The sequence below is a fragment of the Anoxybacillus dikiliensis genome (genome assembly GCF_050613275.1).
Lineage (GTDB): Bacteria > Bacillota > Bacilli > Bacillales > Anoxybacillaceae > Anoxybacillus.
Genome location: NZ_CP187112.1, coordinates 251,664 through 272,970, shown reverse-complemented (window position 1 = coordinate 272,970; position 21,307 = coordinate 251,664). Strand labels below are relative to the sequence as shown.

General features: G+C 42.0%; 20 protein-coding genes and 1 riboswitch. Of the genes, 7 read left to right on the top strand and 13 right to left on the bottom strand.

What is annotated here, in order from left to right:
- Positions 1–70: 70 nt before the first annotated feature.
- Genes ACPF7I_RS01550 through pstA form a run of 4 tightly spaced genes read left to right on the top strand, consistent with a single transcriptional unit; the run spans position 71 to position 4,579 of the window.
- On the top strand, positions 71–1,801 hold the full coding sequence (locus tag ACPF7I_RS01550; protein WP_430745238.1) for a stalk domain-containing protein: 1,731 nt from the start codon (positions 71–73) through the stop codon (positions 1,799–1,801).
- A 15-nt stretch (positions 1,802–1,816) separates the two neighbouring features.
- A complete protein-coding gene (locus ACPF7I_RS01545; RefSeq protein WP_430745239.1) occupies positions 1,817–2,683 on the top strand; it encodes a phosphate ABC transporter substrate-binding protein in 867 nt (288 codons plus the stop codon).
- Positions 2,684–2,743: 60 nt separating this feature from the next.
- Positions 2,744–3,664 (top strand): phosphate ABC transporter permease subunit PstC, encoded by a 921-nt coding sequence (gene pstC / locus ACPF7I_RS01540; RefSeq protein ID WP_430745240.1) that lies wholly within the window; start codon positions 2,744–2,746, stop codon positions 3,662–3,664.
- Between the two features lie 3 nt (positions 3,665–3,667).
- On the top strand, positions 3,668–4,579 hold the full coding sequence (gene pstA / locus ACPF7I_RS01535) for a phosphate ABC transporter permease PstA (protein WP_430745243.1): 912 nt from the start codon (positions 3,668–3,670) through the stop codon (positions 4,577–4,579).
- Positions 4,580–4,594: 15 nt separating this feature from the next.
- Here the strand turns inward: pstA and qoxD are convergent, their stop codons facing one another.
- The 6 genes from qoxD to ACPF7I_RS01505 all read right to left on the bottom strand — a co-directional run bounded on the left by qoxD (position 4,595) and on the right by ACPF7I_RS01505 (position 10,503).
- Positions 4,595–4,894, bottom strand: a complete 300-nt coding sequence (qoxD, locus tag ACPF7I_RS01530) for a cytochrome aa3 quinol oxidase subunit IV (RefSeq protein ID WP_219986256.1) — start codon at positions 4,892–4,894, stop codon at positions 4,595–4,597.
- Positions 4,895–5,500: a cytochrome aa3 quinol oxidase subunit III gene (gene qoxC, locus ACPF7I_RS01525; protein ID WP_430745244.1), complete on the bottom strand. Its 606-nt coding sequence runs from the start codon at positions 5,498–5,500 to the stop codon at positions 4,895–4,897.
- Positions 5,490–7,466 carry a cytochrome aa3 quinol oxidase subunit I gene (gene qoxB / locus ACPF7I_RS01520; RefSeq protein WP_430745246.1) on the bottom strand — a complete coding sequence of 659 codons (1,977 nt, stop codon included), beginning with the start codon at positions 7,464–7,466 and terminating at the stop codon, positions 5,490–5,492. Before qoxB ends, qoxC begins: the two co-directional genes overlap by 11 nt.
- Positions 7,456–8,427, bottom strand: a complete 972-nt coding sequence (gene qoxA / locus ACPF7I_RS01515) for a cytochrome aa3 quinol oxidase subunit II (protein WP_430745248.1) — start codon at positions 8,425–8,427, stop codon at positions 7,456–7,458. Before qoxA ends, qoxB begins: the two co-directional genes overlap by 11 nt.
- Positions 8,428–8,770: 343 nt before the next feature.
- Positions 8,771–10,120: an aldehyde dehydrogenase gene (locus tag ACPF7I_RS01510; RefSeq protein ID WP_430745249.1), complete on the bottom strand. Its 1,350-nt coding sequence runs from the start codon at positions 10,118–10,120 to the stop codon at positions 8,771–8,773.
- An 80-nt stretch (positions 10,121–10,200) separates the two neighbouring features.
- Positions 10,201–10,503: an ArsR/SmtB family transcription factor gene (locus tag ACPF7I_RS01505; protein ID WP_219986261.1), complete on the bottom strand. Its 303-nt coding sequence runs from the start codon at positions 10,501–10,503 to the stop codon at positions 10,201–10,203.
- A 365-nt stretch (positions 10,504–10,868) separates the two neighbouring features.
- On the opposite strand from ACPF7I_RS01505, the gene ACPF7I_RS01500 reads away from it, so the two are divergent.
- Complete coding sequence (locus ACPF7I_RS01500) at positions 10,869–11,498, top strand: hypothetical protein (protein ID WP_430745250.1); 630 nt, start codon at positions 10,869–10,871, stop codon at positions 11,496–11,498.
- A 39-nt stretch (positions 11,499–11,537) separates the two neighbouring features.
- On the opposite strand, the gene gatB is transcribed toward ACPF7I_RS01500, so the two are convergent.
- From gatB to gatC, 3 genes are read right to left on the bottom strand one after another with little or no spacing between them, the layout of a single operon-like run.
- Entirely contained in the window at positions 11,538–12,968 is a 1,431-nt protein-coding gene (gene gatB / locus ACPF7I_RS01495) for an Asp-tRNA(Asn)/Glu-tRNA(Gln) amidotransferase subunit GatB (protein WP_430745251.1), read from the bottom strand.
- Between the two features lie 13 nt (positions 12,969–12,981).
- A complete protein-coding gene (gatA, locus tag ACPF7I_RS01490; RefSeq protein ID WP_430745253.1) occupies positions 12,982–14,439 on the bottom strand; it encodes an Asp-tRNA(Asn)/Glu-tRNA(Gln) amidotransferase subunit GatA in 1,458 nt (485 codons plus the stop codon).
- 12 nt (positions 14,440–14,451) lie between these two features.
- On the bottom strand, positions 14,452–14,742 hold the full coding sequence (gatC, locus tag ACPF7I_RS01485; protein WP_009360719.1) for an Asp-tRNA(Asn)/Glu-tRNA(Gln) amidotransferase subunit GatC: 291 nt from the start codon (positions 14,740–14,742) through the stop codon (positions 14,452–14,454).
- A 141-nt stretch (positions 14,743–14,883) separates the two neighbouring features.
- Positions 14,884–14,985, top strand: a riboswitch (purine riboswitch).
- 22 nt (positions 14,986–15,007) lie between these two features.
- On the opposite strand from gatC, the gene ade reads away from it, so the two are divergent.
- Complete coding sequence (gene ade, locus ACPF7I_RS01480) at positions 15,008–16,720, top strand: adenine deaminase (RefSeq protein WP_430745255.1); 1,713 nt, start codon at positions 15,008–15,010, stop codon at positions 16,718–16,720.
- Between the two features lie 40 nt (positions 16,721–16,760).
- Positions 16,761–17,309 (top strand): hypothetical protein, encoded by a 549-nt coding sequence (locus tag ACPF7I_RS01475; protein WP_430745257.1) that lies wholly within the window; start codon positions 16,761–16,763, stop codon positions 17,307–17,309.
- An 82-nt stretch (positions 17,310–17,391) separates the two neighbouring features.
- Here the strand turns inward: ACPF7I_RS01475 and ACPF7I_RS01470 are convergent, their stop codons facing one another.
- From ACPF7I_RS01470 to ACPF7I_RS01455, 4 genes are all read right to left on the bottom strand, one after another.
- On the bottom strand, positions 17,392–17,697 hold the full coding sequence (locus ACPF7I_RS01470; protein WP_004577751.1) for a hypothetical protein: 306 nt from the start codon (positions 17,695–17,697) through the stop codon (positions 17,392–17,394).
- A gap of 11 nt (positions 17,698–17,708) precedes the next feature.
- Positions 17,709–18,440 carry an HI0074 family nucleotidyltransferase substrate-binding subunit gene (locus ACPF7I_RS01465; RefSeq protein WP_430746007.1) on the bottom strand — a complete coding sequence of 244 codons (732 nt, stop codon included), beginning with the start codon at positions 18,438–18,440 and terminating at the stop codon, positions 17,709–17,711.
- A 98-nt stretch (positions 18,441–18,538) separates the two neighbouring features.
- Positions 18,539–20,086, bottom strand: coding sequence for an L-glutamate gamma-semialdehyde dehydrogenase (pruA, locus tag ACPF7I_RS01460; protein ID WP_430745258.1), 1,548 nt, complete (start codon positions 20,084–20,086; stop codon positions 18,539–18,541).
- 86 nt (positions 20,087–20,172) lie between these two features.
- A complete protein-coding gene (locus tag ACPF7I_RS01455) occupies positions 20,173–21,306 on the bottom strand; it encodes a CamS family sex pheromone protein (protein WP_430745260.1) in 1,134 nt (377 codons plus the stop codon).
- Position 21,307: the final 1 nt, after the last annotated feature.

Below are 21,307 nucleotides of genomic sequence, written 5' to 3'. Positions count from 1 at the left end.
CAATTAAACTACATTAACATTTCCCCCCTATAATTGCTTTTGTTGATACATAAATCTAGGAGGGAAAAACATGTCCGTTAAAAAAGTGCTCGCACACACGCTGATTGCATCGGCTGTTCTCGCTTCACCGCTTATTCCGATGACAAACTGGAGCGTCGAAGCAAAAGTCGTCCAAAAACAACCTATTCAAAAAACAAATTGGAGTGTAAACGGAACGGTGGTGCCCATTTCTGCAACGACAGTTTCAAGTGGGAACTGGATCGTATCCGTTCCTGAGCTTTCTAAACTGCTAGGGGCTACATATTCTTACGACAAAAAAACGAAAACGTATAAGATGACGAAGAAAGGGACAGTTGTTCAAGTTAAGGTAGACGACAAAGTTGCTGTAATGAACGGAAAAAAGGTAACGATGAACGTTGCACCTCAATTGATAAACAACGTCTTATATGTCCCAGCTGTAGCCGTTGTTCAGGCGTTCGGAGGTCAGTTGCAAACAAATGCTAGCCCTATTCTTCTTTCTACAAACGGGAATATAAAGACAAACAAGGTGTCTGTTTCAGTTGACGGACAAGCAACCCAATTACATGCCATCACAGTTGGTCCAAAAACGCTTTATTCCCTGTCTGATCTCGCAAAAGCATTTGGTGTGGCGATGAATGTTGATGGAAAATCGAAAACCATTACATTAAGCGGAAAAGGAAAGAAAGCTACTTTTCTTCTTCATCAACCAGGGTCGTCTGTCGTCAAGGTAAACGGAAACTTTTATGCTGACTTACATGGCACAGTAACGAAATTAGGCGGAGAAATCGAAAAAGGCGCTACTTTATTTATTGCGACGAACGGCTTTTTAAAAGGTTTAAACTTTAACCCGCAATGGTTGAGCAATGAATACGTCATCGTTACAAATGAAAACGATGAGCCTGTATCAAAAGTTGTTCACATCCCTTCCCGCAAAGTTATCGGAACTATTTCAAACGGAGATCTCTCTTTATCTCCTGATAAGAAAAAAGGGGCATATGTCGATGATAACGGCCAATTATTTATTGTTGATTTAGCTACAAAAAAAGCAACTGCACTCGGTACGGATGATGATGTAAAAATTGAGCTAACATGGGCACCAGACGGATCATCAATTTACTTTTTCAAAGGAAATAACAGCGATGTCATTGCATCAATCAACGTGCAAACTGGGGAAGTGACAAAAATTGTTGATGACAAAGTAAAATACAAATCCGACCTTCGTCTATCAGCGGACGGTACAAAGCTGATGTATACAGCCGCAAAAGAAGCGAAAGCAAACTATACGGATGAATCAAAAACAGAAATCGACACAATCGATACAACGGGCACAGAACCACAACTATATGTCGTTGATTTAACATCACAGCAAAAAACGCCAACAGCTGTGACGACAGATACAAATAACAAAACATTCTCTTTCTTCGTCGGTGATGCGATCGTCTATTTAAGCGCAAATCCAGATGATGAGAGTGAACTTCCCGCATTAAAAGCAATTGTTGGTGGACAAGAGAGAAACATGGCAACAGCGATGAATATTACTTACGTCGCCACAAAAGGAAACATCGTGTTTGTGTTAGTAGAAGAGAAAAACGGATCGTATTCTATCTATCGTGCGACAGCGCCACAGGCACAGTGGACACGCATATTTAACACAAAAACAACAATAACAGCGATTGCCCCTTCTCCATTCGGCAGTGAAATAGCTGTCACCGTCCCAACAGATGAAGGAGAAAAGATCGCTGTTCTAATAAATAACAAACTGATCGACATAACAAAATAAAAAGAGGTGGAAAAAATGAAATCGTTGTTTAAAAAATTATCTTTTGTCGCATTATCGTCCGCTTTATTACTCGGTTCTTCCCTTGGTTTAACAGAAAAAGCAGAAGCTGCACAAGCAACAGGAAAAGTGGTTGTTGCTGGCTCATCTGCATTGCTTCCGTTAACGCAACAAGCAGCGAAAGAATTTAAAAAAGCGAACCCAAAAGTATCGATCTCTGTTTCAGGTACAGCATCTGTCGTTGGCCCGCAATCCGTCTCTAAGGGATCCGCAACGATCGGAGCTTGCGACTGGGATGCGACAAAGCCAGTACCTGGATTTAACGCATTCAACGGCTTGAAAGCTTATCCGATTGCAGTCATTCCTTTTGCAACGATCGTTCATAAAAGCAATCCTGTGAAAAACTTAACGACAAAACAACTGCAAGACATTTTCGCTGGTAAAATTACAAACTGGAAAGAAGTTGGCGGAAAAGACGAGCCGATTATTGTAATTAACCGCGTACACGGATCTGGAACGCGCGTCAACTATCAAATGAAAGCATTAAAAGGTTCATCATTTATGACAAAAGGGGAAAATTACAAAGAAGTGCTGTCCAATGGTAACATGATTCAAGCGGTTGCTACAACTCCAAATGCGATCGGTTACACAGACCTCGCTTACATTAAAGGAGACATTAAAGCGGTAGCGTACAACGGCGTCGAGCCGACGGTTCAAAACGTAACGAACGGCAAATATTCTGTTTGGGGATACGGATACTTATTAACAAAAGGGGAAGCTACCGGAGCGAACAAAGCATTTATCGAATATATGCAAAGTAAAAAATTCCAACAAGGCTCATTAAAAAAATTGAAATTCATTCCAATTACAGCGATGAAAAAATAATGATTTAGCCTCCTTTTATGAGGAGGCTTCTTCTATATAGATCCAAAGGAGGCAATTGACATGGCACTGCCTGCATCGGAAGTTCGTGCACAACACGAACAACAAAAGAAAAAATACTGGTCGATGAAATATATGAAAAATAAGCTATTCAGCTACGTTTGTTTATTTAGCGCATTATTTCTCGGCATCGCTCTGTTTTCAATCGTCATTTTCATTAGCCAAACAGGTTTTCTCGTATTTAAAGACGTATCGTGGAAAGAGTTCTTTTTCTCTGCTACATGGGAGCCGTATGAAGGAAAATATGGAGCGGCAGTATTTATTGCCGGCACGCTATATTTAACTCTCTTAACATTACTCATTTCTACTCCCATTGCATTAGCTGTTGCTATTTTTATTGCCGAAATCGCACCGAGTTGGCTAAAAAACGTGATGCGTCCTATGCTTGACTTGCTCGTTGGCATTCCATCTATCGTGTACGGCTACTTAGGTTTAACTATTTTGTTGCCTTTCATTCGTGAAAAAACAGGAGCACTCGTAGGGGATGGATTTTTAGCAGCCGCACTTGTGTTAACATTGATGATTTTGCCAACGATTACTCGTATTTCTGATGATGCGATTTGTGCCGTTCCAAACTATTTACGCGAAGCTGGTTATGCCCTCGGGAGCACAAAGTTACAAGTCATTTCTCGTATCGTCCTTCCTGCTGCTCGTTCAGGTATTTTTACAGCGATCATTTTAGGCATGACGCGAGCGATTGGGGAAACGATGGCTGTCGTTATGGTCATTGGAAATACGGCCCAATTCGGTTGGGACTTAATCACTCCAACATCTGTTTTAACAAGTAATATCGTCATGCAAATTATTAATGTAGAATTCCATTCTACGTGGAACTACGCTCTTTACATGATGGCATTTTTGTTATTGTTTATTTCACTCGTTTTGATCGTTATTATTCGCAAACTTCGTCCAAAAGGGGAGTAACACATGAAAGATTCTTTATTTCATCACCATCGTAAAGCGATCACAAGCGCCATGTACAAAAATCGTCTGTTTCATATTTTCGTTGCCATCGTTACCGTAACGACGTTTCTGTTCATTATCGCGCTACTATATACGATTCTAGTCAAAGGCTTGCCAAAACTATCGATGGACTTCTTGTTAAAATTGCCTGATGAATTAGAAGCTGGCGGTGGAATCGGTCCGTTTTTATTCAACTCTTTTTACGTTCTTATTTTATCTTTACTCTTATCTTTACCTATTGGCGTCGGAGCTGGTATTTTTCTTGCAGAATACGCACCGAACAATCGTTTTACCGAGTTCGTGCGCACATGTATTGAGGGCTTAGCGTCTGTCCCTTCCATCGTCTTCGGTTTGTTTGGGTACGTGTTGTTCGTTGAATATGTTGGCATCGGTTTAACGATCATCGGCGCTGCGATTACACTTGCATTATTAAACCTACCTGTACTCGCCCGCGTCACAGAAGAAGCTGTTCAAGCCGTACCGAAAGACATTCGCGAAGCTTCGCTCGCCCTCGGAGCAACGAAATCACAAACGGTGTTGAAAGTTGTACTGCCCGCTGCATTAAACGGTATTTTAACCGGCATTAGCCTCGTCGCGTGTCGCGCGTTTGGGGAATCTGCCATTATTATCTTGGCAGGAGGAACATCAACGTCCGGATTTATGTGGGATTTTAACTTGCTGTCGCAAGGTGGGACGCTTCCTGTTCATTTATGGTATGTACAATCCGAAGCGCTCGTCCCAGACGCAAAAGAAATTGCAGAGAAATCAGCAGCCATTCTCGTTCTTATCGTTCTCATCATCAGCTTTACTGTTCGTCTGCCAATATGGATGCAAACGCTCGTAACGAAATTAAAAGCAACCCCTCGCAAAAGTTAAGCGAGGGGGCGTGTTTTAATGCGCCGCATGACCAGATGTTAACACCCAAATCGATCCTGCGACAATGACAATCGCGACGAACACCGCATATGCCATATTAATGACGTTCGTTTTTCCGTCTTCGCCTTCTGTTACGTGCATAAACATAAATAGTTGCAGTCCGGCTTGAATGACCGCGAGCGAGCCGATGATCCACATCACAATGGTATACGACACGTTCATTTTCAACGCAACAAACACGGCGACAAACGTTAAAACTAACGAGAACAAAAATCCAACAACGTGACTAATGGGATATTTGCTTTTATGTTCCATTTACGCCACCATCCCTTTTAAATAGACGAACGTAAAAATAAAAATCCAAACGACATCAAGGAAATGCCAATATAAGCTAATAATAAACATTTTTCTTGCCGTAACTGGCGTCAATCCACGTTGAAGCAATTGGATGATAAGCATGATCGCCCAAATGATCCCGAATGTAACGTGTGCTCCGTGCGTGCCGAGCAACACGAAAAAGCTTGATAGAAACGCACTCGTTTGCATCGTTGCTCCTTCATGCACGTAATGAATAAACTCGCGAATTTCCATGAATAAAAAGCCTGCCCCTAATAAAAGGGTGATAATAAACCAAACGAGCAGCTTTTTCATATCACGTTGTCGCATGAAAAAGACAGCTAACCCACACGTGAAGCTACTCGTCAACAACAACAACGTTTCGATCAGCACATCGTTTAGCTTAAAAATATCGCTCGGTGTTGGGCCACCGGCATACCGGTGACCTAATACACCATAGACGGCAAACAACGTCGCAAATAGCACAATTTCTGCCCCGAGAAAAATCCAAAAGCCTAAAATATTTAAACGGTTTTGCTCTGTTTGATACTCAAGTGGAAGCGAATGATTGACGTTAGCCGACATGATTTTCCGTCCCCCCTTCTACGTTTCTCCACGTGCGCTCTATTTGTTTAATCTCATCAACGCTTACATAATAGCCATCATTATAATCAAATGAACGAATGACAAGCCCGATGACAATACCAATCGCCGCAACAGCTGCCGCGATGTGCGCTTCAAAGACGAGGAAGAAACCTGTAATCCCAAACACGACTGCCATATAAAACGGCAATCCTGAGTTGCTCGGCATATGAATTTTTTTGATGTCGCTTTCTTTCAACGTAAGTGTTTCACCACGTTTTTTCATATGCCAAAACGCATCTAATTGCTTCACTTCTGGAACGACCGCAAAGTTATAAAATTGCACTGGCGATGCAGTCATCCATTCAAGCGTGCGCGCATCCCATGGATCGTGGGAAACATTGCGCTTCGCATAACGGAAGCTCCAATAAATGTTATAACAAAATACCGCAAAGCCGATCGCTAAAATAATAGAACCGATCGCAGATACGAGAAACAGCGGCGCAAAGCCTGATTCTGCTGAATACGTATACGCACGACGAACCGCTCCTTTTAAGCCAAGGAAAAACATTGGCATAAACGTGACGTTAAATCCGATGACAAACAACCAGAAGTGATATTTGCCAAGCTTTTCGTTTAACATAAAACCAAACATTTTTGGCCACCAATAATACAATCCTGCAAACACCGCAAACACGACGCCTGGAATTAATACGTAATGGAAGTGCGCGACTAAAAATAGCGTATTGTGATATTGATAGTCGGCCGCCGCCATCGCTAACATAACCCCTGTCACTCCGCCGATGACGAAGTTTGGCACGAAAGCGAGTGCCCATAACATTGCTGTTGTAAATTGAATGCGTCCTTTTCGCATCGTAAACAGCCAGTTAAAAATTTTCACCCCTGTCGGAACAGCGATAAGCATCGTTGTAATCGAGAAAAACGAGTTTACCGCAGGGCCTGCATCCATCGTGTAAAAATGGTGCACCCATACGATCATACTTAAAAACGCAATACCAACGATTGAAACGACCATCGATGTATATCCAAACAACGTTTTTCGTGAAAACGTCGCAATGACTTCTGAGAAAATACCGAACGCCGGCAAAATAACAATATACACTTCAGGATGCCCCCAAAGCCAGAACAAGTTTGCCCAAAGCATATCGCTTCCACCTGAAGAAAGCGTAAAGAAATGCGTTCCGTACAAACGGTCAAACGTCATTAACGCTAGGGCAACTGTAAAAATCGGGAACGCTGCGACGATAATGATTGATGTAATGAATGTTGTCCATGTAAACATTGGCATTTTCATCAACGTCATGCCTGGTGCACGCATTTTTAAAATCGTAACGATAAAGTTAATCCCAGTCATTAACGTCCCAAGACCTGCAATTTGCAGTGCAATAGCATAGTAGTTATTTCCAATTCCTGGACTAAATTCTTTTCCAGCAAGCGGGAAATACGACGTCCATCCTGCATCCGGCGAACCGCCGACAACGAACGAAATGTTAAATAACATCGCCCCGCTAAAAAATAGCCAAAAGCTAAGGGCGTTCAACTGCGGAAACGCTACATCGCGCGCCCCAATTTGTAAAGGAACGACAACGTTCATTAAACCGATCAAAAACGGCATCGCCATAAACAAAATCATAATGACGCCATGCGTTGTAAAAATTTCATTGTAATGTTGCGCATCTAAAAAGTTCATTTCTGGGCGAGCTGTTTGCGCCTTCATTAACAGTCCATCCATCCCGCCGCGGAAAAACATGAGTACACCTGATAAAATGTACATAATCCCAATTTTTTTATGGTCAACTGTCGTAAGCCATTCGCGCCATAACCAACCCCATTTTTTAAAGTACGTTAACCCAACGACAATCGCAACGACAGTCAATACAATCGCAATTTGTGAACCGACAAGAAGCGGGTCTCCTCCAACAAATATTTCATTCCACTTAATGCCCATGATGTTCACCTCCGCTATCACTCTCTAAAGCTTTTTGTTCCTCATCGTTACAAATTGATGAGTTTTTGTAGTTATCTTCACGAATAAAAATTTTTCCTTGATAGCCATGCCCGCGATATAATTCTGGATTTGTGTACGTTTTCGAGTGCGGATCAGCATGGTTTACCCATTGTAAATGCGTATCGACAAAAGTCAATCGTCCTAAATGTGTCGGCAACAACAATTGTTCATATTTTTCTTTCGTTAGTTTCGGTGCCGTTTGTTTCACTTCTTGCACCCATTTTTCAAACTCTTGTGGCGTTTGCGCTAACACTTCAAACTGCATATGTGCATACCCTCGTCCGTTAAAGTTTGTATTCCGCCCTTCATACGAACCTGGACGATCTGCAACGACGTACAATTCCGTCTCCATTTTGTTCATCGTATATTTTTGTCCAGCTAGCGCTGGTACCCAAAACGACTGCATCGTGGACGCGGAAGTCATTTTAAATAGCACAAGGCGACCTGCTGGAATATTGACGTAGTTTACTGTTTCAATATTTTGTTCAGGGTAGCTAAAAATCCATTTCCAATCGGCTGATGTTACATGAATAACAAGCGGATCTTGATCTTCATACCCTTTCGGCGGTTTTTCTAAATCATATAACGTTCTCACCGTTGGGATCGTTAGTGCGATGACGATCAAAATCGGAATAACCGTCCATACAATTTCAAGCACCGTACTACCGTGCTCTTCAGGTGGCTCCTCCCCTTGCCGTTCAGGGCGATCTCGATATTTCCATACGATGTAAGCAAACAAGGCAAATACAACGACAACAACGAGAAGCATCCACCAAATCGACCAGTTAATCAGTTCTGTAATGCTTCGTGCAGCTGGTCCTTGCGGCTGAAACACAACCATCTCACAGCCGCCAAGAAGCGGAAGCAATCCCGCTATAACTAAGGCAAACAAACGCTTCATCTGTCTTCACCTCAACAAAATTGTGATTCATTGAACAAAGAAACAAATACAAAACGAACGAATTTAATTAACTTTGTAGTATTAACACTATTGAAATGATTTTAACATGTATTGTAAAAATAATTGTGACGAAAAAAGGAAGGAAGAAAATGCATCGAGGAAAAATAAACAGCAAATTGATTGACAAAAAGAAAAACACTTTTCTCAATCTCAAAAAACGAGCGAGAAAAGCGTTATTTTTTGTATAATACATGGAAATAAAAAAAGAAATCGGTTTTCCACTCGAAAAATTGTCACATTTTCGTTAAATTTTTTTCGAAATTTGTTCAAAAATAAAATCCGCCTATTTCAACAGCTTCCGCACCCATTTAAGCGCATATGGAAAGTTTGGATAACGTAAAGGGATATCAAATTTTGTCGTTTGCTTGAGAACACTTTTGTAATGCGTAAATGCATCAAAACTTGCTTTCCCATGATAGGAACCGATCCCGCTTTGCCCAACACCGCCAAATGGTAGATGTGGGCTAGCGATGTGCATGATCGTGTCGTTTATACATCCTCCACCAAAACTAACTTGGTGCAGCACTTGTTGTTGCACGTCCTGATCTTCCGTAAACAAATAAAGAGCGAGCGGTTTTTCGTAGCTGTTGATCATATGAATCGCTTCATCGATCGTTTCAAACGTGAGAATTGGCAACAATGGGCCAAAAATTTCTTCCTGCATCACGTCATCATCCCACGTGACGCCGTCTAACAATGTCGGCTCCATCCAACGTTGCTCGATATCATATTTTCCACCATGCACAATCATTCCGTTCGTTAAAAAGCGGACGAGCCGCTCCATATGGCGAGTTGTGACGATTCGGCTATATCGCTCCTGATCGCCATACAACTGTGCGATATATGTTTTCATTCGTTCAATAAGCAATGGCTTCACGGACACATCGACAAGGACGTAATCGGGTGCAATACACGTTTGTCCAGCATTTAAAAACTTGCCCCAAACGATTCGTTTAGCAGCTAAATCGATATGAGCAGACGCATCAACGATCGCAGGGCTTTTTCCACCGAGCTCTAACGTGACCGGTGTTAAATGTTTAGCGGCAGCTGCCATGACGATTTTTCCAACCGGTACACTTCCGGTGAAAAAAATATGGTCAAAGCGTAAATCTAATAACTGTTGACTGACGTCTGCTCCCCCCTCCACAACAGCAACATACTCTTCCGGAAACACCTCAGCAACAATTGTTTTTAACAAAGCCGACATTGCTGGCGTATATTCCGACGGTTTCACAACCGCACAGTTTCCCGCTGCAATCGCACCAATAAGCGGACTTACTGCAAGCTGAAACGGATAGTTCCACGGCGCAATAATTAAACTGACACCGTATGGCTCTGGATATATGTAACTTTTTGAACCAAAGTGTGTCAATGGCGTCGGTACACGTTGCGGCTTCATCCAATCGCTTAGACGTTTCATTACAAACCGAATCTCTTCATAAACCATGCCAATTTCCGTCGTATACGCTTCAAACGGGGATTTATGCAGCTCTTTTTTTAACGTGTCCGTAACGGCCTGTTCATACTTTTTTATTGTCTCTTTCAAACGTGTTAATTGCTTTAAGCGAAACTCAAGAGAAAGTGTTTCGCCTGTTTGAAAATAATGCTTTTGTTTTTGAAGTAGCTGCTCCATATTTCTCACCCTTATCACACCTATTTTTCAAATGTTTAAAAACTTAAACATATAAAATGAAAAATTCGGCCTTTAGTTATCTAAAGGCACTCATTTTCTATAGCTTGAATTAAGTCTTTTAACAATTCAACGGCCTTTTCAATAGACAAAACATAATATCGCAATGTCCCTTTTTGCTCTACTGACACTAGTCCTTGATCGCGCAAAATTTTTAAATGATGCGAAATCGCTGGACGGGATAAACTTGACCGTTCTGTAATTTCATTGACTGTCAGCTTATCGTGTTCTGCAAGCAGCAATACAATATCTTGACGGTGAGGATCGCTTAACGCTTGAAATAACGGTATGCACGATCGAAACACCTCGATCGCTTTTTGTCCCATTCCTCTCTTCCTTTCTTTTGTTTAAAAGTTTAAACATTTGATAAAATCATCATATTCTCTTTTTCCCTGTTTGTCAACTCTCCTTTGTCTCCTCAACTGTTCCAAAATTACCTTTTAGTCTCCTACTTTTTTCCGCCACAACATTTCTTGTTTTACTAGCTGTAAAATCATGAAGCGTTACAATAATCAGCTTCAATCACTACTTATTTCCTCTACTTCTTGTCACCCATTCGCCAGCCGTTCTCTACTAAAACATCATTGAGAAAATGTGCTCATCTATAAGCAGCTTGCCTAAAAAATGAAAATGTTCGCTAGTCATCCGTTGTCGATTCGTGTAAAATGGAAGCGAAAAGGAGGTGAACAAAATGGTAGAACAGCTGCTTCATGAAATTTTGCATGAGGTGAAAGCAACCCGAGAAAAAGTCGAATCGCTAGAAAAACGAGTGGAAGCAGTCGAGAAAAAGGTGGAATCCATTGAAAAAGAAGTATCTTCCTTACGCAAACAAGTTCAAGTACTAGACGAAAAAGTGCAAGCAATCGATGGGAAAGTACAAGTACTCGATGGGAAAGTACAAGTACTCGATGGGAAAGTACAAGTACTCGATGAAAAAGTTCAAGCGATCGATGGGAAAGTGCAAACACTCGATCAAAAAGTGCAAACACTCGATCAAAAAGTGCAAACACTCGATCAAAAAGTCGAAGCACTGGATCAAAAAGTCGAAGCACTGGACGAGAAATTGCAGTTGCTTGACGAACGAACACTCGAAACGAAAGCGATTTGTGAGGCGGTCCGTCACGGTCAAGAGGTGCTCGCCGCAAAATACGATGCACTCGCACTCGATGTCCACAACATGCAAGGAAACATCAACCGCTTAACCAACATACTAGAAGACAAAGTACTCCCTGCCCTCACCGACCACGAATCGAGCATCCAAGTATTAAACAACCGTGTATTTAAAGTAGAAAGCACCTTGCAAAAGCTTGTTCATCTGTAAAACAAAGCGGCATTGTCCGATGGCAATGCCGCTTTGTCATTATCGTTTATTTATCTCCTCAAGCAATAGCTTATTGACAAGCGGTGGGTTAGCTTGTCCTTTTGTTGCTTTCATAATTTGACCGACTAAGAAGCCGATGGCACGGTCTTTTCCATTTTTAAAGTCCTCGATCGATTGTGGATTCGCATCGAGCACTTCCAATACAATTTTGCGCAACGTTGCTTCGTCGGAAATTTGTACAAGCCCTTGTTGTTTGACGATTTGCTCTGGATCGCCACCTTTTTCCACAAGTTCTTTAAAGATTTTCTTCGCAATTTTCGACGAAATCGTGCCATTTTGAATGAGTTTAATCATGCCCGCTAAACTTTCTGGCGTTAACGCAATGTCGTGCAATTCTTTTTGTTCTGCGTTTAAATAAGCAGATACTTCAACCATTAGCCAGTTTGACGCGAGCTTCGGATCCGCTCCATTCGCAACCGTTGCTTCGAAAAAGTCTGCCATTTCTTTTGTCAACGTTAATACTTTCGCATCGTACTCTGGCAAACCAAGTTCCTCAATGTACCGTTTTTTCCGTGCGTCAGGAAGCTCTGGAATCGACGCGCGTACTCGCTCTTTCCATTCGTCATCAATATAAAGCATCACTAAATCTGGCTCTGGGAAGTAGCGATAGTCTTCTGAACCTTCTTTTGTACGCATTAAAATCGTTGTTTTCGTCGCTTCATCAAAACGGCGCGTTTCTTGTTGGATCACGCCACCAGACAACAAAATTTTCTCTTGGCGTTTCGCCTCGTACTCCAATCCTTGCCGCACGAAGTTAAACGAGTTTAAGTTTTTCAACTCCGTTTTTGTACCAAATTTGTCAGATCCGATCGGACGGAGAGAAATGTTGGCGTCACAACGAAGCGAACCTTCTTCCATTTTACAATCCGATACGCCTGTATATTGAATGATCGACTTTAACTTTTCTAAATATGCATACGCTTCTTCTGGTGAGCGAATATCTGGCTCCGATACGATTTCAATAAGCGGTGTGCCTTGACGGTTAAAGTCAACTAACGAATAACCGTCCCCTGTATGCGTGAGCTTTCCTGCATCTTCTTCTAAGTGAATGCGCGTAATGCCGATTTTTTTCTTTTTGCCGTTCACTTCAATTTCAATCCAACCGTTTTGACCGATTGGTTGGTCGTATTGCGAAATTTGGTACGCTTTCGGGTTGTCCGGATAAAAATAGTTTTTCCGATCAAATTTCGTTTCCGTCGCAATTTCGCAGTTTAACGCCATCGCAGCTTTCATCGCGTATTCAACCGCTTGTTTATTCAGCACCGGAAGAACGCCCGGATATCCTAAATCAATGACGCTCGTTTGTGTATTTGGGGGCGCTCCAAACGCGTTTGGACTGCTTGAAAAAATTTTCGATTTCGTTTTTAGTTCTACGTGCACTTCAAGTCCGATGACGATTTCAAAATTCATCACTTATCCCCCCTTACAACGTTGGTTTTTGTTTATGATAGTCTGTTGCTTGCTCGAACGCATGAGCCACACGGTAAATCGTGCTCTCATCAAAATGTTTGCCGATGATTTGTAATCCAACCGGTAAGCCATTGACAAAGCCACATGGTATAGAAATACCTGGAACACCAGCAAGGTTGACTGGAATCGTTAAAATATCGTTCGCGTACATCGTTAGCGGGTCGCTCGTTTTCTCGCCGATTTTAAACGCCGGCGTCGGTGTTGTCGGTCCGATAATGACGTCATATTTTTCAAAAACGTTCTCAAAATCTTGTTTAATGAGCGTCCGCACTTTTTGCGCTTTTTTGTAATATGCGTCATAATAACCAGAGCTTAACGCGAACGTCCCAAGCATAATACGTCGTTTCACTTCGTTGCCAAATCCTTCGCTACGCGTTTGCTTGTACATGTCCATTAAGTTTTTCGCATTGTCTGTTCGGTAGCCATAACGTACACCGTCAAAGCGAGCAAGGTTTGCCGATGCCTCAGAAGATGCTAACAAGTAGTACGTCGCAAGCGCATATTTTGAATGAGGAAGCGATACTTCTTCCCACGTAGCACCTAAGCTTTCTAATACTTTAAGTGCTTGGAGAACGGATTGACGAACTTCTTCTGATACTCCCTCACCTAAATATTCTTTTGGTACGGCAATTTTTAACCCTTTAATGTCACCTGTTAAGGCAGAAACGTAATCTGGCACTTCAACATTCGCTGATGTAGAATCCATCGGATCTAAACCAGAAATGACTTGTAGTAAGTACGCATTATCTTCCACGGTGCGTGTAATCGGGCCGATTTGGTCAAGCGAGGACGCAAATGCGACAAGTCCGTAACGTGATACGCGACCGTATGTCGGTTTTAAACCGACGACGCCACAAAATGCGGCTGGTTGACGAATCGAACCACCTGTATCAGATCCGAGCGCAAACGGCACTTCTCCTGCCGCTACTGCTGCCGCGGAACCACCGCTTGAACCGCCCGGTACACGTTCTAAATCCCACGGGTTGCGCGTAAGTTGAAACCCAGAGTTTTCTGTCGACGATCCCATCGCAAACTCGTCCATGTTTAACTTGCCGATCGTTACAGCATCTGCTTGATGTAAACGTTCCACGACCGTTGCATCGTAAATCGGATCGAAGTTGTATAAAATTTTACTCGCACACGTTGTGCGAAGCCCTTTCGTCACAATGTTATCTTTAATGCCGATTGGCATCCCAAAAAGCAATCCAACCTCTTTTTCAGTTGTGAGTTTTTCATCTAGCTCCTTCGCTTTCGCCCGAGCTTGTTCTTCGTTTAACGTCAAAAACGCTTGTACTTTTTCTTCTACGTCATGAATACGCTTAAACGATTCATCTACTAAATCCGAGACAGAAATTTCTTTTTTATGTAATAAACTGTGCAATTCAGATACACGATAATCGAACAATGACATACTCTTCCCTCCTTACTCTAAAATGGCTGGCACACGGAATTGCCCGTCTTGGTGGTCTGGTGCATTTTTCAATACGTCTTCTAGCGGAAGTCCAGCTGTTGGTACATCTTCACGCATCACATTTTTCATATTCAACACGTGCGACGTTGGCGGAACGTTTTCTGTATCTAGCTCGTTTAACTGCTCCGCAAACGTAATAATCGCATCTAATTGCTTCGCAAACATCGCTGCTTCTTCTTCTGTAATTGCTAAACGTGCTAAATGCGCCACATGCTTGACTTGTTCGATTGAAATTCGTGACATATGTTTCACCTCCGATATTGTCGACCTTTCACAATACTATGATGATACCAAACTTTCGCGCAGTGAAGCAACATTTGCCATTCATTTTGCTCACGTAAAAAATCTCTCATTGACGAAAAAAAAGTGTCAGTGTAGAATGAAAAAAATTTTTGAAAAACAACTCGTATAATTTCGGAAATATGGTCCGAAAGTTTCTACCAAACGACCGTAAATCGTTTGACTACGGGGATCACTCCTCGTATCGAGTTGGAGAGGAGGAACGTACATGAAACAACTTGCTGTCGCTTCAAAAAAACAATTCGCCGATATTGTCGTCAAAAATGGAAAAATTGTCAACGTCTTTACACACGAAATCGTGCAAGCGGATATTGCGATTGCCGATGGGAAAATTGTCGGTATCGGTACATATGATGGGCACACCGTCATTGACGCCAAAGGAAAATACGTTTGCCCTGGGCTCATTGACGGTCACGTCCATATTGAATCATCAATGGTTACACCGAGCGAATTTGCTCGCGTCGTCGTTCCACACGGTGTGACAACTGTCATTACGGATCCACATGAAATCGCCAACGTTGCAGGAACGAAAGGCATTGAATTTATGCTAAACGATTCGAATAACATCCCGCTCGATGTATATGTCATGCTGCCATCGTGCGTACCTGCAACCGCTTTTGAACATGCTGGGGCAACGCTTGACGCCGAACATTTAGCCCCATTCTTTTCCCATCCGCGCGTGCTCGGACTTGCTGAAGTGATGGACTACCCATCTCTTTTACACGGAAAACAGCAAATGCTCGCCAAGCTGACAGCCGCACGTGAAGCCGGGAAACTCATTGACGGACATTTAGCTGGTCTTGATGAGACAGCTATTAACGTCTATCGTAGCGCACATGTTCATACCGACCATGAATGCGTCACAACAGACGAAGCGATCGCCCGCATTCAACGAGGCATGTACGTATTAATTCGGGAAGGTTCGGTCGCAAAAGATTTAAACAAACTACTTCCAGCTGTCAATACATATAACGCACGCCGCTTTTTATTTTGCACAGACGATAAGCATATTGACGAACTTGTTACCGATGGAAGCATTGACCATCACATTCGCCTTGCCATTCAAGCAGGCATGGAGCCGATAACAGCGATTCAAATGGCGACATTACATGCGGCAGAATGTTATCGCCTATATACGAAAGGTGCGATCGCCCCTGGGTACGATGCAGACTTTTTGTTAGTAGAAGATTTGCATGCATTTTCTATTACACACGTCTACAAAAAAGGGAAACTTGTTGCTCAAAACGGGCGAGCTACATTTTCGGTAGAACAAACTAGTTCAATCGACAAAGCCATTACGCAATCTATTCATGCGAAAGAAATAACGAAACAACATATACAAATCCCATTTCTTTATGGGAATAAAGCGAATGTTATCCAAATTATACCAAACCATTTGCATACAAAGCGACTTTTGACAGAAGTTCATGTAGTAGACGGCGTATTTCAACCGTCGATCGAACGAGATTTATTAAAGCTCGTTGTCGTTGAACGTCATCGCAGTCTCGGTGTTGGAGTCGGCATTGTCAACGGCTTTCAATTGAAAAAAGGAGCGATCGCCTCATCGATTGCCCACGACTCGCATAACATCATCGCCACAGGAACGAACGATGATGATATAATCGCTGCGATTGAACATATAAAAAGCATACACGGTGGGCTCGCCGTAGTGGAAAATGGCTGTGTGTTGGCAGACTTGCCGCTTGAAATTGGAGGACTGATGACAGCAAGAACGTATGAAGAAGTGCTAGAGCGGCTACAAACAATTCACAACGCTTTAACAACCATTGGAGCATCAGAACAATTTAACCCATTTATTACACTTGCCTTTCTAGCATTGCCAGTTATTCCAGAGCTGAAATTAACCGACCAAGGCTTATTTGACGTTTCAACGTTTCAATTTATCAATGTAGAAGTATAGGGGATTTTTTATCCCCTTTTTTGTCGAATGATGTTATAATATGGTTATGTGTAAAGGAGGTGAGAATATGAGTGCACAAGTGTTAGAGAAAATTTTATCCATCGTCACAGACATCCAAAAAGAACTACAAGACGTTCGGGAAGATCAACGAGCTATTCGAGAAGAACAAATGGCTATTCGAGAAGAACAAATGGCTATTCGAGAAGAACACAAAACATTCCGCGAAGAAATAAACTCGTTGCGGGAGGAAATGAATGCATTCCGCAAAGAGCAGCAACTCATTCGCGAAGAGCAACAAGCATTAAAAAATGGACAAAAAGAGCTTTACGATCTTATGAACGCTCTTCTCCATCGTCAAGACGAAACGGACGCGAAACTCGAGGCTTTAACGATGGATGTCCATCATATGCGCGGTGAAATGACAGCAATGAAGCAAGAAATCCACGCACTAAACGAAAAAATTGACTCCCACTACAAACAATTCAACGAACGTCTTAACAACCTCCAACTTGACGTTGATTTCACCGTTCATAAAACAACGATGACGGAACGCGAACTTTTCAAAATGAGAAATCGGTTGTTTTCATAGAGAGGGCATTTCCCTCTCTATGAAATTCGATTTATATACTTCTTTCATTTAAAGGTAACATCACTTCCAGAAATGAATGAAATTACATGATTCTCCGCCCCACATAATATCCCAATGCTCCTATATAAATTGAAGCTACAAAAACACAAGAAGGATAAAAAGGAAGCGACGTAATCGTTGCGATCCCTAAAACAACAGCCCCATCCCATTTAAATCCCCATTTTTCATCGATAAAAGAAATGAGCGCCTCTGTTACCGCACATATAAACGGAACAGCTAGTACTGCAATTGGAAAAATGGCAATAAAGAAAGAAAAACCGCTAAATAATGAGAGCGAAAGGGCAAACATGACAAACGACAACAAAACTCCTATTAAAAATTTTTTCACTCATTCTCCCCCTATTCTTCTAATTCACGAACTCGTTTTTTCATTTCGACTAATAGCTGATCAAATAGATGAACATAACACTGGCGAACATGTTCATAAATTTCCATTGCTATTTGTTCGTCGTATGTATGTGATGTTCTGTTTCGGTCTTCTAACATTTGAATCCACGCTGCTCCATCTTGAATAAGCCCTTCTTTAAACGCTTGTTTGATCGTTTTTCGCGGACTTGTGACTTCGTTGTTTCCGTTATATTCTAAGTAGCTTTTCATCCATTTCCATGCTAGTTCGTACGTAAACTCAAATCGTTGAATTGTCGCGTCAAGAACTAAGTCGTCTTTTTCCACATCACGCGTAATGCTTTGATGTAGTTTATTTAATGCTTTTTCAAAGTCAAATAGTTTATCAATGATTTTATTCATTGTCGCAACTGCCTCCCCTCGTTCATTCGTTAAAAAAATTGTCTTTCCTTCGAGATCAATATACGATTTGAGCTTTTCATTACTAATCTTTTCATAATCAATAGCATCCACCGTATAAATGATATTTGCTTCTGCTAAATCGTCTTGAATGCGGTACAGCTGGTCGTTATGGCTTCTAAACTTAATCGCAATATCGATGTCCGACGTTTCTTTATAATCGCCTCTTGCCCTTGATCCGAACAAAATCACTCTTTCAATGATGTTCGCATAATTTTGAAACACACAAATGAGGTTGTAAAATGTTTGCTCTTTTAATCCGTACATCTTTTTACCCAATCGCCCATCACCACCCGCTTCCATATTATATGAAGGATGTATACTTTAAACCCCTCTTAGCATTTTCGCCAAGAGGGGTTTTTCTATTAAAACATTTCGGATACGGTTTTTGCTTGCATATGAAGAAGTAAGTAGTCTGGGCCGCCTGCTTTTGAGTCTGTTCCAGACATATTGAACCCACCGAACGGATGGTAGCCGACGATCGCACCTGTGCAACCGCGGTTGAAGTAAAGGTTGCCAACATGGAACTCCTCACGCGCTTTTTCAAGGTTAAAGCGGTTGTTTGAAATGACTGCACCAGTTAAGCCGTATTCTGTGTTGTTTGCGATTTCAAGCGCATGGTTGAAGTCTTTCGCTTTCGTAAATGCCACAACAGGTCCGAAAATTTCTTCTTGCATAATGCGCGCTTTCGGATCGACATCTGCAAACACCGTTGGCTGAATGAAGAAGCCTTCCGAGTCATCTCCTTCGCCGCCTGTCATGAGCTTGCCTTCTTGTTTACCAATTTCGATATATTCCATAATTTTGTTATATGCTGATTGGTCGATGACCGGCCCCATAAACGTGCTTTGTTCTTCTGGATTGCCGACTTTTAATTGTTTCGTTAACTCAACGACACGGTTTAATACTTGATCGTATACGTCTTCAAGCGCAACGACACGCGAGCATGCTGAACATTTTTGACCAGAGAATCCGAATGCCGATGCCACAATCGATTGTGCCGCTAATTCAAGATCTGCTTCTTTATCGACGACAATTGTATCTTTTCCGCCCATTTCCGCAATGACGCGCTTAAGCCAAATTTGTCCTGGATGCACTTTCGCGGCACGCTCATAAATGCGAATGCCGACATCGCGCGAGCCTGTAAAGCTAATGAAACGTGTGCGCGGATGGTCCACTAAGTAGTCACCCACTTCTGCTCCGCTTCCTGGAATGTAGTTTAATACGCCTGCTGGAAGACCTGCTTCTTCTAGCACTTCAACGAACTTATATGCTACGACTGGCGTTGCGCTCGCTGGTTTTAACAACACCGTATTTCCTGTCACAAGCGCGGCAACGGTTGTTCCCGCCATAATCGCAAACGGGAAGTTCCATGGTGAAATGACAACGCCAACGCCAAGCGGAATGTAGAAGAAACGGTTTGTTTCTCCCGGACGGCTCTCCACAGGAATGCCATCTTTTAATTTCAACATTTGACGGGCATAATATTCCATAAAGTCAATTGCTTCCGCAGTATCAGCATCTGCTTCTTTCCATGGCTTTCCTGCTTCTTTCACAAGCAATGCTGAAAACTCATGTTTGCGACGACGGACGATAGCAGCAGCGCGGAATAAAATGTCTGCGCGCATTTCTGGCTTCGTCTTGCTCCACCATGTAAACGCCGCATCTGCTGTTTTCATCGCTTTTTCTGCTAAATCTTTATTCGCTTTCGCTACGCGACCGACAACTTCTGTTTTATTCGCCGGATTAATGGAAACAATTTTATCTTCCGTCATGACTCGTTCGCCGCCAATGACAAGCGGATAATCTTGACCGAGATAAGCCTGTACCGTTTTCAATCCCTCTTCAAACGCTTTTTTGTTTGCTTCGACTGTAAAATCTGTAAATGGTTCGTGTTTATAAGGTTGTACCATATGTAAGCCCCCTTTGTTGAAATTACAAAAGCGTTTTCATGCACACAATTTCATTCTAACGGATGGAGCATACATATTCAAATTTTTTATGGTTGGTAGATGTGAACAAACGGTTCATTTTTGTCCGGGCTTTTTATAATAATACTTTCCGGTCCGCGCACCGAAGAAATGTAAACGGAAATCGGCATATAATCAGGCATTTTTTCCATGAGAAGACCTGTGACGTATTGCGTAAATCCGATAACTTCTGCTTTTCCGTAAAACTGCATAACGATGTCAATTGTCAATTGTTGTAGTTGGTCATCGCGGTAAAATGCCCGACCGATCACCCCAGTATAATTCGGGAAAAATTCTTCAATATCTGATTTCAAATTTAAAAATTTGACTAAATCATCGCGATGGTTTTTTTCCGCTTCATCCGATGGAAACACATAATATTCTTCATTTATCTTTTCCCAATCTTGAATGGCGTTACTTCCCTTATCAACATAACCAACCGCAAAAAAGTGTCCTGGAACAATGGACGATTTCGGTTGTTGTTCAAATAAGCCAATAATTATAGGTACTTCCTTTAATCCATCCATTTGTCGCAAACGAGAAACAATTTCTTCTGCCGCTTTTTTCCCTTCCTTCTCCATATCGCTCTTTGAAATTTTTACCTCGCGTGGATACCCTTCTTCCGTCTCATAATAATGGACAGAATTCATCGCAAGGCCGATGACGACTCCACCTAATTGCACTTTATCGTTTCCTGTTTTTACTAAGTAGTTATGTTCTAAAATATGAGAAATGTAAAGTGGATGTTTTTTATTTCTTTCTTCATTTGTCCCTTCATTTCCGAGCGCAGGATTCAACCCTTCTCCATTTCCTTGTTTTCGTTTGAGCCACGACTCAATCGTTTTTCGATCTAAATATTGCCCTTGTTGAAATAAATATTGTGACGGAGAAAACTTATCTTGTGCAATGCGCATTAAACCGAGTTCAAATTCATCCATATCTAGTCGGGTATTTACATTTTCAACAACGAGTCCGCGCGCCTCTCCAGGTTGAAAAGGTAAAATGGTACGATAATACGAATTAGAAATGTTGTACTTTGGAATAATCGCCTTTTGTTTTTTATTATCTGTCTCTTGCACTACTTGCTCTTCTTGATTAAATTTTGGCGCGCATGCTGACAGAGTAAGAAGCGTACAAGTGAGCAATATAATCAGCCTTTTCATC